General features: G+C 45.9%; 10 protein-coding genes. 7 read left to right on the top strand and 3 right to left on the bottom strand.

The features are described from left to right. The 7 genes from ACW6QF_RS13480 to ACW6QF_RS13450 all read left to right on the top strand — a co-directional run bounded on the left by ACW6QF_RS13480 (position 1) and on the right by ACW6QF_RS13450 (position 8,834). The gene (locus ACW6QF_RS13480; protein WP_456088209.1) at positions 1 to 948 is read left to right on the top strand and encodes a hypothetical protein; all 948 of its coding nucleotides are present in this window, start codon (positions 1 to 3) and stop codon (positions 946 to 948) included. A gap of 12 nt (positions 949 to 960) precedes the next feature. After that, the gene (locus ACW6QF_RS13475) at positions 961 to 3,177 is read left to right on the top strand and encodes a Kelch repeat-containing protein (RefSeq protein WP_456088208.1); all 2,217 of its coding nucleotides are present in this window, start codon (positions 961 to 963) and stop codon (positions 3,175 to 3,177) included. A gap of 2 nt (positions 3,178 to 3,179) precedes the next feature. Continuing rightward, positions 3,180 to 4,067, top strand: a complete 888-nt coding sequence (locus ACW6QF_RS13470; protein WP_456088207.1) for a serine O-acetyltransferase — start codon at positions 3,180 to 3,182, stop codon at positions 4,065 to 4,067. A gap of 222 nt (positions 4,068 to 4,289) precedes the next feature. Further along, complete coding sequence (locus ACW6QF_RS13465) at positions 4,290 to 4,688, top strand: (2Fe-2S) ferredoxin domain-containing protein (RefSeq protein ID WP_008157757.1); 399 nt, start codon at positions 4,290 to 4,292, stop codon at positions 4,686 to 4,688. Positions 4,689 to 4,721: 33 nt separating this feature from the next. After that, a complete protein-coding gene (locus ACW6QF_RS13460; protein ID WP_456088206.1) occupies positions 4,722 to 6,515 on the top strand; it encodes an NADH-ubiquinone oxidoreductase-F iron-sulfur binding region domain-containing protein in 1,794 nt (597 codons plus the stop codon). A gap of 27 nt (positions 6,516 to 6,542) precedes the next feature. Further along, the gene (locus tag ACW6QF_RS13455) at positions 6,543 to 8,333 is read left to right on the top strand and encodes an NADH-dependent [FeFe] hydrogenase, group A6 (RefSeq protein WP_456088205.1); all 1,791 of its coding nucleotides are present in this window, start codon (positions 6,543 to 6,545) and stop codon (positions 8,331 to 8,333) included. A 12-nt stretch (positions 8,334 to 8,345) separates the two neighbouring features. After that, positions 8,346 to 8,834, top strand: coding sequence for an NADH-quinone oxidoreductase subunit NuoE family protein (locus tag ACW6QF_RS13450; RefSeq protein ID WP_186931222.1), 489 nt, complete (start codon positions 8,346 to 8,348; stop codon positions 8,832 to 8,834). Positions 8,835 to 8,932: 98 nt separating this feature from the next. On the opposite strand, the gene aldA is transcribed toward ACW6QF_RS13450, so the two are convergent. The 3 genes from aldA to gyrA form a co-directional block, all read right to left on the bottom strand. Continuing rightward, on the bottom strand, positions 8,933 to 10,369 hold the full coding sequence (aldA, locus tag ACW6QF_RS13445; RefSeq protein WP_298549432.1) for an aldehyde dehydrogenase: 1,437 nt from the start codon (positions 10,367 to 10,369) through the stop codon (positions 8,933 to 8,935). 548 nt (positions 10,370 to 10,917) lie between these two features. After that, the gene (locus tag ACW6QF_RS13440) at positions 10,918 to 12,144 is read right to left on the bottom strand and encodes a UDP-N-acetylglucosamine--peptide N-acetylglucosaminyltransferase SPINDLY family protein (RefSeq protein ID WP_298549430.1); all 1,227 of its coding nucleotides are present in this window, start codon (positions 12,142 to 12,144) and stop codon (positions 10,918 to 10,920) included. 41 nt (positions 12,145 to 12,185) lie between these two features. Then, on the bottom strand, positions 12,186 to 14,792 hold the full coding sequence (gene gyrA, locus ACW6QF_RS13435) for a DNA gyrase subunit A (protein ID WP_298549428.1): 2,607 nt from the start codon (positions 14,790 to 14,792) through the stop codon (positions 12,186 to 12,188). Positions 14,793 to 15,060 lie beyond the last annotated feature (268 nt).

Here is a 15,060-nt window from a genome sequence, read left to right as displayed (position 1 = left end):
ATGAAAAGACTTTGGATTTTAACTCTTTTTGTTGTGTTGCCGATGTGCTTGCTGGCCCAACAAAAAACAGAATATAACAGAAAAGGTGACGAGGCGATGAAACGCCTGGACTATAGCGATGCAAGGATGTGGTATGAAGAAGGTGTCGTGCAATGCGACCCTTACAGTATCGGACAGCTCACATCGATTTGGTTAGCCAACCAGCGGATGCGTCCTTCGATGCACAGTCTGATGAACAAGTGCCGGGCTTGCTTGGAACTGATGGCCAATAATGAGGATACGACAGCTATTTCGCGGCTGATAGTCTATTATACCGAAGGCATAGGAACTTCCAAGAATGAGACTTTGGCAAAATCCTGGCAAGACCGTCTGGAAACACTCCGCAAACCGGTGGAGCCTGTCTTTTATCCCTCTGCCAACCCAACAAAGCCGGATAAGCCCAAAGAACCGATGAAGTTCTTTGTGGGTTATGCCTATTCCATAGAGGCTCCTTATGGCCTGACAGTGGGAGGCGTGAAATCCCGTTTGGGCTGGTTCCTGCGTTTTAAAACCAATCTGGGTTTTAAGGATTATGACGGGGAATGCCGGGGAACAGATGAGTATGTCGGTTCCGCACCCGATCATTCCTTTCATTTCACGAACAGGAAAAAGGTGAATAGCTATGCCGGGACGGCCGGTTTGGTCGTTAAATGTACTTCCTGGTTATATACATCCGTAGGTTTGGGATATGGCAGTCGGGAGTTATTATGCGAATACATCACAATCGACAATTCGGATTATAGAATAGAAAAATCCTTTTGGGCGAAGAATTTGGATTATTCTTATAGCGGGTTGGCTGCTGATCTGGATGTAATGGTCAAATTCGGTCCTGTGTTTGTAAGTGCAGGGTGCAATACGTTGAATTTTAAATATGTTGATTTGAATGCCGGTGTCGGTCTGTTTTTCTAATAAGAATAATTTATGAAACACATATACTTGATCTTTTTATCAGCAGTTTCCTTTTTATGGATGTTTTCCGGATGTGTGGAAGATCCGGATATGGATACGCGTTTGCAGAATGCAAAGGCACCGGAGGTTTCCGAGACTTCAATGGAAGGAGAGGCATATGCTTCTTCGATCACGTTAAAGGCTCAAATAATGAAAGAAAACGGTTTGCCAATAAAAGAATGCGGGGTGTGTTGGAGTACCCAGAAAGGGACGGAACCGCTTGATAACATGCGTAACCAACGATATGCAAAAGCTGATAAAATCGAAAATCATAATTTTACAGCTACCATGTCCAATTTGAAAGATAGTACAAAATATTATGTATATGCCTATGCCGTTAATGATGTAGATACTGCATTTTCAAAGACAGAAGGAGCATATACGACAATCAATGGTATTGGAGAAGTTGCGACTCTGGAAGTGGATAGTGCTACAATAAAAGCAACATCCACCTGGGTGAAAGGAAAAGTCAAGCACAAGGGAGTCGGCATTGAAAAATTAGGTTTCTACTACAAGAAAAAGGAACAAGCCGGAGATATCGAACCTTCGGATCAAGATTCCGTCATCACATACGAAGGGAGTGACTTGGCAACTGTCGATACTTTCTCCTGCCAGATTACGAATCTGGAGCCGGAGACTTGGTATTACGTCCGTGCTTTTGCCAAAAATCAGTTTGGCGAGTTCGCTTTTAATGTGGATTCTTTTAGGACTACGGATGGCAAACCTTTGGTGGGTAACTTGAATCTGATAAAAGACAGTACGACTTTCACCACGGCCGATCTGTCGGCTTTATTGATCAATGAGGGAGATGCGCCTGTCAGTGCCTATGGCTTTTGCTGGAGCGTAGAGGAAGGGCCGACGATAGAAGCCGACACGATCGCTTGTACGAATCTCGCGGATGATGGTAAGTTTACCGGAAGGATCCGGGGATTGGAATCGGCCAAAAAATATTATGCACGGGCTTATGCCGTGAATGACTTCGGCACGGTATATAGCGAAGAAGAAATTACGATTTCGACAAAAAGCGAGAAACCGAATATTATAACATTCCCCATCACCTCTGATTCAATCAAAAGCGACGGAACGGTTCATATTGGCGGGGAGTTGCAGAATGGAGGAAACAGTGCTGCCACCGAGTGGGGGATTTGCTGGTCTTCAAGCAATAAGGAACCGAGTATCAAGGATAATCATGTGATTGTAGAAGATACGCTTTTCATGTATGCATTACCTTCATTAAAGGGGGCTACGGTCTATTATGCCAGAACTTATGCTACTAATAAAAGCGGTTTGACCGGCTATGGAGAGGTTAAATCTTTTACTACTCCGGATATTTTTGAAAGTAAAAATATTTATCCGGGGGCTAATAGACAATTTTCTGCCGGGTTTGTCCTTGAGGATCAAAACTCAGTTCCTCGTATCTATGTCATAGGGGGAGATTTAGGCGGCGAACGGAGTAAAGAGATGTTCGGATATAATGTAGAGGCCGATGAATGGATTCCTATGGCTGAGTGTCCGAATGCCTACTCTCAAATGAGTGCAGCTGTGTATAAAAACCAGGCATATCTCTTCGGCGGTATAGACAAACAAACAATAGGGGCTAATTGCCAGATTTACAATTTGGACAACAATTGGTCGGAACCGGCCCAATTTTCGCTACCGGGAGGCCGTTTCGGTTCTGTCAGCTTTGTCTATCGGGACTCTTTGTATGTTCTGGGTGGATCGGATGGAAGCAATAACATGAATGAGATATTGCGCTACGACCTGTCATTGCAAGAAGGAAGTTGGGATGTAATCGCTGAATTCCCGGCTCGTCAGCGCGGTGGTATTGTCCAGGTTGTGGGAGATAAGGTTTATGCCGGATTGGGAGAAGGCGGAAGTGGCATAAGGAACGGTTTTTGGGAATCTTCCGATAGTTTGAAGTTATGGAACCCGATCTCTATTCCTGACAAAATAGGAAGTGTCTCATCCGGTGTCTATGATGAACAGCGAAACAGCTTTTTTATGATTGATAATAACGGGAAGATATGGGAATATAATTTGTCAAGTCGTGAATGGACAGCTCGTTCATTATTGGGTTATCGCATGAACAATTACCATATGTTTATGTTGAATGGCATAATCTATATTTTGGGACAGGATCTATATTATGCCAACAAATTTATCATGTATAATCCGATATGGGATAATTAATCATGAACAGGACAAAGATATTAGAAGAGATTCAAAAAAACGTAGAGCTTTTATCGACTACAGGTTTAGCGGAGTATAAATACATTCCGCTACACCAGAAACCCTCACCGTCGGTGACGGCGCTCAGGGAGATCATGAGTTTGCTCCGCAAGGTTATTTTCCCCGGTTTCTTCGGGACGGAACAGGAGGCGCAGACGGATTCCATACAATATTATACAGGCGTATATCTGGAGCAGGCCTACGACCTGTTGCAGGAACAAATCTATAACGGCCTGTGCTTCGAGGTCGAACGTTGTTGCGACTCCAAGGATCGTGCTTCTGAAATAGCGATTGCTTTTATCAATAAGATCCCGCATATCAAATACCTGTTATCGACGGATGTGAAAGCAATCTTGGATGGCGATCCGGCAGCCAAAAGCCCCAGCGAGATTATTTTCTGCTATCCGGCCATTCATGCCATTCTTTATCAGCGGGTAGCGCATGAACTATTGAAACTCGGCGTACCTGTGATTCCGCGTATTATAACGGAAATGGCTCATTCGGACACGGGAATAGACATTCATCCGGGAGCGCAAATCGGAGAATATTTCAGTATCGATCACGGTACGGGTGTCGTGATCGGACAGACGGCCGTAATCGGGAATCATGTCCGCCTCTACCAAGGTGTGACATTGGGAGCGAAGAGCTTTACCCTGGACGCCGAAGGGTTGCCTCTGGACGTGCCGCGGCATCCGATTATCGAAGACTATGTTACGATCTATTCCAACGCCTCTATTTTAGGAAGGATCACCATTGGCCACGGCTCCGTGATCGGTGGGAACATCTGGCTTACCCATAGCGTTCCGCCTAATTCCAAAGTATTGCAGACACGTGCTGTCGAGGATAAATAGCAGAGGGCGGCATATTGTTTTCACTTTCATTTCAAAACCCATAGCTTTAGACTCCCTAACCCATAGCTTTAGAGACCCTAAAGCTATGCATTAGGGCTTCCCTGACTTTTTTTATACAATAGCCTTGGGATAAAAGAGAAAAGATGGGCTTTATTCCGGAAAAATATGTATGTTTGCGATATAGCTTTTTAGAGCGTAGAATACCTTAAAATAGTGTAGACCATGAATAAAGTGAAAACATTAGATGACCTGCGGAAGATGCGTGAAACCTTGCGCTCGACCCTGGACATTAGAGAGAAAAGTAATCATCCTGAACAAATGGTGCAGATCCGGGTATCTATGGCTACTTGCGGGATTGCCGCCGGAGCCAAAGAGATCATGAATTATTTCATTGAAGCGCTGGATCGTGAAAAAGTAGATGCATTGGTGACACAAACCGGATGCATGGGATATTGCTATGCCGAACCGACTGTCGAAGTTACCCTGCCGGGTAAAGAACCTCTTGTTTTCGGACATGTGAAGAAAGCGAAGGTGGATGAAATCATCGACCGGTATATCCGGCACGGAGAATTGCTGGACGATATCATCCCGGTCACTTACACGGCTGTTAAACCGGAATAACGAAAACTTCCTTAAACATTTAATACTTACATAATGGCACAGTACAGTAGTTATATACTGGTGTGTGGCGGTACCGGCTGCCGTGCATCGCAGAGTGAACTTATACTTCAAAATCTGAAAGAGGCCGTCGAACGACATGGGTTGCAGGAGACCGTACAGGTGATCCGCACCGGTTGCTTCGGCTTTTGTGAAAAAGGGCCGGTGGTTAAGATGGTCCCCGACAATACGTTTTATGTCCAGGTAAAACCGACGGATGCCGAAGACATTGTCCGGGAACATTTGGTGAAAGGACGCAAGGTGGAACGGCTTCTTTACGTCAACCCCGAAACGAACGAGCAAGTGCCGGATTCCAAGCATATCAATTTTTACAAGAAACAGCTCCGCATCGCTCTAAGGAATTGCGGTTTTATCAATCCCGAAAATATAGACGAATATATCGCCCGCGACGGTTATGTGGCTTTAGGTAGAGCCTTGACCGAGATGACGCCCGAATCGGTGATCAAAGAGATCATGGACAGTGGCTTGCGTGGCAGGGGAGGAGGCGGTTTCCCTACCGGCTTGAAATGGCAGATAACCCGTAAAGTGAAAGCTCCCCAGAAATATGTCGTCTGTAATGCGGATGAAGGTGATCCGGGGGCATTCATGGACCGTTCCATCCTGGAAGGTGACCCGCATTCCATCGTTGAAGCGATGGCGATCAACGGATATTGTACGGGAGCCACGAAAGGGCTGGTTTATATCCGGGCCGAATATCCGTTGGCCGTAGAGAGGTTGAAGATTGCAATCCGGCAAGCCAAAGAATATGGCCTGCTGGGTGAAAACATCTTCGGGACGGATTTCTCTTTCGATATCGAGATACGCTATGGGGCAGGGGCATTCGTTTGTGGTGAAGAAACGGCTTTGATACATAGTATGGAGGGGCTTCGCGGAGAAGCGACCGTTAAACCTCCTTTCCCAAGCGAACACGGCTACAAGGGATGTCCGACCAATGTGAACAATGTGGAAACATATGCCAATGTGCCGGTTATCCTGTTAAAGGGCGCCGAATGGTTCAGCAGCATAGGTACGGAGAAAAGCAAAGGGACGAAAGTCTTTGCCCTTGCGGGAAAAGTAAACAACGTCGGGCTGATAGAGGTCCCGATGGGAACGACCCTACGCGAAGTGATCTTTGGCATCGGGGGAGGCATAAAGGATGGAAAGAAGTTTAAGGCTGTGCAGACTGGAGGACCTTCGGGGGGCTGCCTGACCGAGAAGCATCTGGATTTGCCGATCGATTATGACAATCTTTTAGCCGCCGGTTCGATGATGGGATCGGGCGGTATGATCGTGATGGACGAAGACGATTGCATGGTGGCTATGGCCAAATTCTATCTGGATTTCACGGTCGAGGAATCATGCGGCAAATGTGCTCCCTGCCGGATTGGCAACAAACGCTTGCACGAGATGTTGCAAAAGATCACGTCCGGCAACGGAACGATCGAGGACCTGAACCGGCTTCGCAACTTGGCCGGCGTGATCAAAGACACGGCCTTATGCGGCCTGGGGCAGACATCGCCCAACCCGGTTTTGTCTACGATGGATAACTTCTATGATGAATATCTGGCCCACGTAAAGGAAAAACGTTGTCCGTCCCATCAGTGTCGCGAACTGACGCAATATTTCATCAATCCGGAGAAATGCAAGGGATGTACGCTTTGTGCCCGCATGTGCCCGGTGAATGCGATCACGGGAGACAAGAAAGTTCCGCATGTGATCGACCCGCAGACTTGTATCCGGTGCGGTTCATGTATAGAGAGATGTAAGTTCGGAGCCATTTATGTGCACTAAAACAAGGGACAATTGTCAATTAAAATTATGGAAACAGTAAAACTTATTATAGATAGAAGACCCGTGGAAGTCCCCAAAGGAACCACGATCCTGGATGCCGCAAAAGGAATGGGCATCCGCATTCCGACTCTTTGTTACATGAAGTTGGAAGATTTGCATTATGAAAATAACCCGGGTGCCTGCCGTATCTGCGTGGTCGAAATAGAAGGTCGCCGTAATCTGGCTCCTTCTTGTAAAACGGAGTGCACGGAAGGGATGGTCGTACAGACACACAGTCCGCGTGTGATGAATGCCCGGAAAACCGTGATGGAACTGATCCTGTCCAACCATCCGGCAGAATGCCTGACTTGCAGCAGTAACGGGCATTGTGAACTACAAACCATCGCCCATGACTTGGGGATACGCGAGATTCGCTATAAAGGCGAGATGTCTACGTTCCAGATAGACCGTTCACCCTCTATCGTGCGCAACATGAACAAATGCATCATGTGCCGCCGTTGCGAGACTATGTGTAATAATATCCAGACCGTCGGGGCTTTGACTGCTGTCAATCGGGGCTTTAACGCCGCCGTCTCTACGGCTTTCGAACGGGATATTGCCGGTAGTACGTGTTCCTATTGCGGCCAGTGCGTATCGGTTTGTCCGGTAAACGCGTTGAGCGGACGGAATACGCAACAGCCGGTATTGGATGCGCTGGCCGATCCGGACAAGATCGTGATAGCCCAGACAGCTCCGGCCGTGCGTACGGCTTTAGGACGCGATTTCGGGTATGAGCCGGGAACGCTGGTGACTGGCAAGATGGTTTCCGCCCTCCGCGGGTTAGGCTTCGATTATGTTTTCGATACGGATTTCGCCGCCGACCTGACTATTATGGAAGAAGGAACGGAACTGTTGCAACGGATCGGGAAATACCTGAAAGGCGATCAGGAAGTAAAAATGCCGTTGATGACGAGTTGCTGTCCGGGGTGGGTCAGCTTTGTCGAGCAGCATTTCCCGGAATTATTAGACAACCTGTCGACAGCTAAGAGCCCGCAGCAGATGTTCGGCGCGATTGCCAAAAGCTATTTTGCCGAAAAATTGGGAGTAGACCGGAAGCGGATCGTTGTCGTCTCGATCATGCCTTGCCTGGCAAAGAAATATGAAGCCAGCCGTCCGGAATTTGCGGTCGATGGCAATCCGGATGTCGATATTTCGATCTATACGCGCGAATTGGCCCGCCTGATCCGTTATGCAAACATAAACTTCGCGGAACTGCCGGATAGCGATTTCGATCGTCCGTTAGGCGAATCGACAGGAGCCGGCGTTATCTTCGGAACAACCGGAGGCGTGATAGAAGCGGCTTGTCGTACGGCGTACGAGCTATATACGAAAAAACCTCTTCCTAAAATTGATTTTGAAGAACTTCGCGGGTTAGAAGGTATTCGCAGTGCAACAATAGACTTCGATGGGACACCGATAAAAATAGGAATTGCACATGGTTTGGGTAATGCCCGCAGATTGGTTGAAGAAGTCAAAAACGGCACGTCGCCCTATCATGCCATCGAAGTCATGGCATGTCCGGGCGGTTGCATCGGTGGTGGCGGCCAACCGTTCCACAGGGGCAGGATGGAGGTGCTGCGCAAACGTGCGGCGGCTCTCTATCAGGAGGATCGCGGCAAGACGCTTCGCAAGAGCCATGAGAATCCTTATATTCAAGCTCTTTATGCCGACTATCTGGGAGAACCGTGCGGACCGCGTGCCCACAAGCTGTTGCATACGCACTATTTCGACCGTAAGGAAGCCATTAATATGTTTACGCAAGAAAATCAGGAGGGATAAACGATGGATAAGATGAAAATACATTTGATTCAGATAAAGATCAATGAATTGTTGGCTGTCTGTGATGAACATAATAACGATCCGGGAGAGCTGATCAACATATTGCATGCCGCCCAGGGCATATTCGGTTATCTGCCTCGCGAAGTGCAGGAGATCATTGCCGGCCGGTTGCATATCCCGGTTTCCAGGGTATATGGGGTGGTCACGTTCTATTCGTTCTTTACCATGACTCCGAAGGGGAAATATCCAATTTCCGTCTGTCTGGGAACGGCCTGCTATGTACGGGGAGCCGAGAAAGTCTTGGATGAATTCCAGCGCCAGCTGGAGATCAAAGTAGGAGAGACTACACCCGACGGCTTGTTCTCATTGGATTGCTTGCGTTGTGTGGGTGCTTGCGGACTGGCTCCGGTCGTTACGATTGCCGGAAAAGTCTATGGACGCCTGACTCCGGAGAAAGTGCGGGATATCCTTTCCGAATACTACCTGTTGGAACAGGTATAAGCTATTCTTCTTTTGTGCCAATGCAGTGACACGACAGTGCCATCGCATTGGCACAATTGTGTCACAACGATGGCACGGGTCATATAATGGCGATTCTTCTATTCCTTGGTTTCTATATAAACGACATGCGTCTGTAAATATTCCTCAAGACCGTGTTTTCCATCTGCACCGCCGATTCCGGACTTACGCCAACCTGCATGGAAACCCTGCATAGCCTCAAAGTTCTCACGATTGATATATGTTTCGCCAAACTTCAGCGAGCGCATGATCTTGAATGCATGGTCCAGATTTTGGGTATAGACGGAAGATGTCAATCCGTAGTCACAGTCATTTGCCCATGCAATCGCATCGTTGATATCCGTATATTCGACAACGGGCAGGATAGGACCGAAGGTCTCTTCCCGTATGATATCCATTTCTTGTGTGGCGCAATCCAGTACTGTCGGTTCGAAGAAATATCCTTTTGTTCCGATCCGATGACCGCCGCACAGAAGTCGGGCTCCCTGCTGAACCGCCTTCTCAACTTTTTGTTCCATGGCAGCCAAGGCATTTGCTTCGATCAGCGGTCCCATATCCAAGTCGGCGATCTCGTTCGGGTTGCCGACTTTCACCTGCTTCATGCCGGCCACAAGTTTTTCCATAAAGAGATCTTTGATCTTTTTATCTACATAAACACGTTCCGCACAGTTACATACTTGTCCTGTATTGATCACGCGTGAAGCGATAATCGACTTCACCGCCAAATCCATATCCGCGTCTTCCATCACGATTGCCGGAGCTTTTCCACCTAATTCCAAAGACACTTTTGTTATGTTAGGAGCTGCTGCCGCCATTGTCTGTTGTCCGGCACTCACACTTCCCGTAAGGCTGACCATGCCGACTTTCGGATTCGCTGCCAGCTCATGGCCAATCACCGAGCCGCGCCCGTTCACCAGATTGAAAACTCCGGCCGGCAAACCGGCTTCTTCTACAATTTGTGCAAAAACGTATGCATTTTCAGGTGTAAGCTGACTCGGTTTTACCACGATCGTATTACCGGTAATCAAAGCCGGAGCAGCTTTGCGTGCAACCAGGAAGAAGGGGAAGTTCCAGGGGAGAATACCGGTCGTTACACCAATTGCTTTCTTGAACAGGAATATGCTTTCACGCGGACGGTCGCTGGGGATGATTTCACCTTCATACCGGCGGGCCCATCCAGCCATATAATCGATATAGTCTGCCGTAAAAAGGACTTCCACATTAGCCAGGCCTTGCGTCTTTCCACCTTCACGAACAATTATATCAGTCAGTTCCTTTTCTCTTTTGCGGATACCTTCTGCAATTTTGGTCAGATAAGCGGCCCTTTCTATAGAAGGTGTTCTTTCCCATTGATCCTGAGCTTTTTCTGCAGCATCGATCGCTCTTTTAGCATCTTCGACCGTACCGTCCGGCATTAATGAGATCACTTCTTCGGTAGAAGGATTCAATACCTTAATCCATTTTCCAGATTCGTTTTCTATGAATCTGCCATCAATAAACATTTTCAATTCCTTCATGGTAATATCTTTTTAGGTTGAAATTTGATTTTAAAAGTACATGAAAGAAAAGAGGTTCATGTTTTAAAAATGATATTAGTTATTTCATAAATGATATATTTCTGTAATACAGGATTATATGGCTTATGATGCATATTTAAGCTTACCGGAAGTGAATTTTTTTTTCATTATTTCTGAACCAAACTGGATTGCGTGCTGTTATATGATAAAATGAGTTAGGAATTACATCCAAAGAAATTCCCGACATGATTAAGTTAGTAGTATTTGTTTTTTCATATAAGTAGAGTTTGTTATTTGTTTGGTCCGTATGTAACTGTGAAGTTGGATACGGGCTTTTTTTGTGTTCCTTATATATAACCCATCTATGCCTCAGATGTTTACTTTAGATAATTACGATTATGTTTAATAGTATTATTGGAATTCTTTGCCGAACCCGTCTGATCCCGGTAACAGCCTGTCTTTTCTTTCTATGAACAAGAGTTTCTTAAAATAAAAAGGAGCTCTCCGATTCAGAGAACTCCTTTTTTGATTAAATCTTATCCGATCTATTATTTATTCATTTCAGCTTCGATGGCTTCCAGTTCCGGACCCATGTTCAAATTGTAATAGATACCTCTCAAAGCGATCATGTTGTCCATTTTTTCAGGTTCTGCTTCATGAGCTTTTTTATAATAAGGCAGCGCTTTTTTGAACAATTCTTTTGCCAGGGCTAATTCTTCCTGATATTTCTTGCTATCATTGATCATATTAGCCTCGCTTAATTTGTTTACGCCTTGGTTGTAGTAGATACGACCGATATTAGAAAGTGCATCTGTCAGATTCGGGTCTTTTTCCAAAGCGATTTTGAAATACTTTTCAGCATTGGCATTATCTTTCAATCCGGTTTCATAGACACGTCCCATTACGTTGTAAAGGTTGGCATCATTCGGATTTTTCTGGATTGCGACATTCAACATTTCCAATGCTTTTTCATTTCTATTGGAATAGATGTATGTATTGATCAAGTTGTTCAGGAAGAAAGCCGAATCCGGGAACACCTGCATACCTTCTTCAAATGTCTTTTCCAACATGACAGAGTCCTGAGCTGTTCTTGCTTCACCGTATTCGTAGCAAAGATACTGGAAAACATCATATTGACGATAAGGAGTATTCTTGGCACGTTCCAAAGCGGCGATAGCCAATTTGGAATCTTTGGCTAAGGAAGCCGCTGCGGCTGCATAGAACTGGACCGTCATGAATGTAGAGTCTTTTTCAGCAGTCTGAGTCCCTGCGAACATCGGCAGTTCGGATATTTCCACATACTGGTTGAAGAAATCGTATGCTTTCTTATACTCTTGTTTATCAAAATAATAGGCACCGCCGTTGAACAGGTACACATGGTTTGCACTCAAGATACTTTTGATATCTTTTGAATATTTAGGTTTTACTTTGCCTTTTTCATTCGGCAACTGATCCAGTTCGTAGGCTTTCTGGAAATAAGGTAAAATACCATACAAAGCTTCGTACATAACCGGTTCGTTAGGCTGCTGTCCCAAGATTTGTTTAGCTCTTTCGGCATTGAACTGCTGATCTTCAATAAAACCTGCTACATACCAAGTTTTAGCGTCGTCTTTGGTTTCCGGATTTTCCAACGCACCTTTGATCAAGGTTCTGGCTTCTCCGAAATCTGCGTTACTTCCTTTCGCAATACTCTGCGCCTCGTTCACAACTTTTTTCTGTGCGAAAGAGGCAGATGCTGCAACACATAGTGCAACTGTCAATAATACTCGTTTCATTTGTGATAGTGATTTGAGATTAATATTTCTATTTGTTTAAATTATTCCTCAGTTGTTTCTTCTGTATCGTCCGCATTTTCATTGCTTTCGACATCATCAGAGACATCTTCGAAATCGGTATTCCCTATTGGATGTTCATGGATTGCCGCATCTTCTAAAGCTTCACGCTGTGCCTTTTCTTCAGCGATCTCTTCTTCAGTCTGTGACAGCACTTTACATACAGAGGCGATTTCGTCATTACGTTTCCCCAAATTGATCAGGCGTACCCCTTGTGTTGCACGTCCGATGACATTCAGGTCAGATACCTTCATACGGATCGCGATACCGGATTTATTAATGATCATAATATCGTTTTCCTCCGTAACATTCTTGATAGCTACCAGTTTACCGGTCTTTTCCGTAATATTGATGGTCTTGACGCCTTTACCTCCACGGTTCGTAATACGATAATCTTCGATGTTGGAACGTTTGCCGTAACCTTGTTCGGACACCACCAGTACAGTTTCCTTTTCTTTGTCCTTGATGCAAACCATTCCTATCACTTCATCGTTGGAATCGTCGAGTGTCATACCTCTCACACCGGATGCCGTACGGCCCATGACACGTACTGCACTCTCATGGAAACGGATGGCGCGTCCGTTGCGGTTTGCAATCAGAACCTCGTTATTGCCATTTGTCATACACACTTCGATCAGGCCGTCGTCTTCCCGTAATGTGATGGCATTCACACCATTCTGACGAGGACGGGAATATGCTTCCAGCAGGGTCTTCTTGATCACCCCTTTCTTTGTGCAGAACAAGAGGTAATGGGAATTGATAAACTCCGTATCTGTCGTCAGTTTCTTGACGCGGATGAAAGCGTTGACCTTGTCGTCCGGTTCGATGTTCAACAAGTTCTGGATCGCTCTACCCTTCGAGTTCTTCGCCCCTTCCGGAATTTCGAATACTTTCAGCCAATAACATTTTCCTTTTGCCGTAAAGATCAGCAAGGTGGCATGCATGGAGGCCGGATAGATGTATTCCACAAAATCTTCATCACGCGTTTCGGAACCTTTGGCCCCTACTCCGCCACGTCCCTGTGCACGGAATTCACTTAACGGCGTACGTTTGATGTATCCCATGTGGGAGATGGTAATGATCATCTCGTCATCTGCATAGAAGTCTTCCGGATTAAGCTCTTCGGAGGCATAGACGATGTCTGTTTTACGTTCGTCTCCGTACTTGTCCTTGATTTCCTGCAATTCGTCTTTGATGACTTTCATACAAAGATCGTCATTTTCCAGAATTTCCTTCAAATATGCGATCAATTTTTCGATTTCTTCATACTCTGCACGGAGTTTATCCTGTTCCAGGCCCGTCAATTGGCGAAGTCTCATTTCTACGATGGCGCGAGATTGTATATCCGACAGGGAGAAACGTTCCATCAAACGTTCGATGGCTTCGGCCGGGCTTTTGGACGACTTGATGATTGCAATGACTTCATCGATATTGTCGGAAGCAATAATCAGGCCTTCCAGGATATGGGCACGCTCTTCGGCCTTACGCAATTCGTATTTGGTACGGCGGATCACGACTTCATGGCGGTGATCGACGAATGCCTTGATCAGGTCTTTCAGGTTAAGCTGGCGCGGACGCCCGTTCACCAATGCAATGTTATTGACACTGAAAGAAGACTGCAAAGCCGTCAACTTATAGAGTTTGTTCAGCACTACGCTCGAATTGGCATCTCTTTTGACATCCACGACGATACGCATACCGGTACGGTCCGACTCGTCGTTTACATTGGAAATGCCTTCGATACGTTTTTCATTTACCAGATCAGCGATATATTTGATCAATTCCGCCTTATTGACAAGGTAAGGAATCTCGGTGATAATGATCTTCTCATGATTGCCCTCCGTTTCGATTTCTGCTTTTCCGCGCAGGATGATCCGTCCCCTGCCTGTCTCAAAAGCATCTTTAACGCCGGCATATCCATAGATAGTCGCGCCGGTCGGGAAATCCGGAGCTTTGATATATTGCATCAAATCAGCCACTTCCATTTCCCCATGGGCATCGATGAAGGCCATACAGCCGTCCAGCACCTCGCTAAGGTTATGTGTAGGCATGTTTGTCGCCATCCCGACGGCAATACCGGATGCGCCGTTTACCAGCAGATTCGGAATACGAGTCGGCAATACGGTCGGTTCTTTCAGCGTATCGTCAAAGTTCAGCTGGAAATCAACCGTATCTTTGTCGATATCGCGCAGCATTTCTTCGGCAAGTTTGCTCAATCTTGCTTCCGTATAACGCATGGCGGCAGGGCTGTCGCCGTCCACCGAACCGAAGTTTCCTTGTCCATCCACCAGCGTGTAACGCATAGACCATGTCTGTGCCATACGAACCATTGCGAAATAAACGGACGAGTCGCCGTGTGGATGATATTTACCTAAAACTTCACCAACAATTCTCGCAGATTTTTTATAAGGTTTGTCGGATGTATTACCCAATTCATTCATTCCGAACAAAATACGACGATGAACCGGCTTGAAACCATCCCTAACATCCGGAAGGGCGCGTGAAACGATGACAGACATTGAATAGTCAATGTATGCCGATTTCATTTCCTCCTCGATGTTAATCTTAATAATTCTGTCTTGATCAACCATTTAGTTTTATATTAATTACACTCAATATCTCACCTTTCAAAAAGTGCACTAAGGTAAGGCTTTTCCGTGTATCACGAAAGTTTTTGGCTCGAAATTTTAGAATTTACTTGTCGGGAGGCATCCGGTTCCGAACTATCAAAATGAAACCACCACCGCATGAAAATGGGATTAATAGGGCGTGTATTTTGAATTACACTTGCGGGTAATATTTTTTAACATTCCTATATGACAGGATTAAGCCGTTTTTCGTACCAATATGACAACTCCG

The sequence above is a fragment of the Parabacteroides sp. genome, from assembly GCF_977054455.1.
Note: the sequence above shows the minus strand (reverse complement) of the source record. Positions and strands in the feature narration are given on the sequence as shown.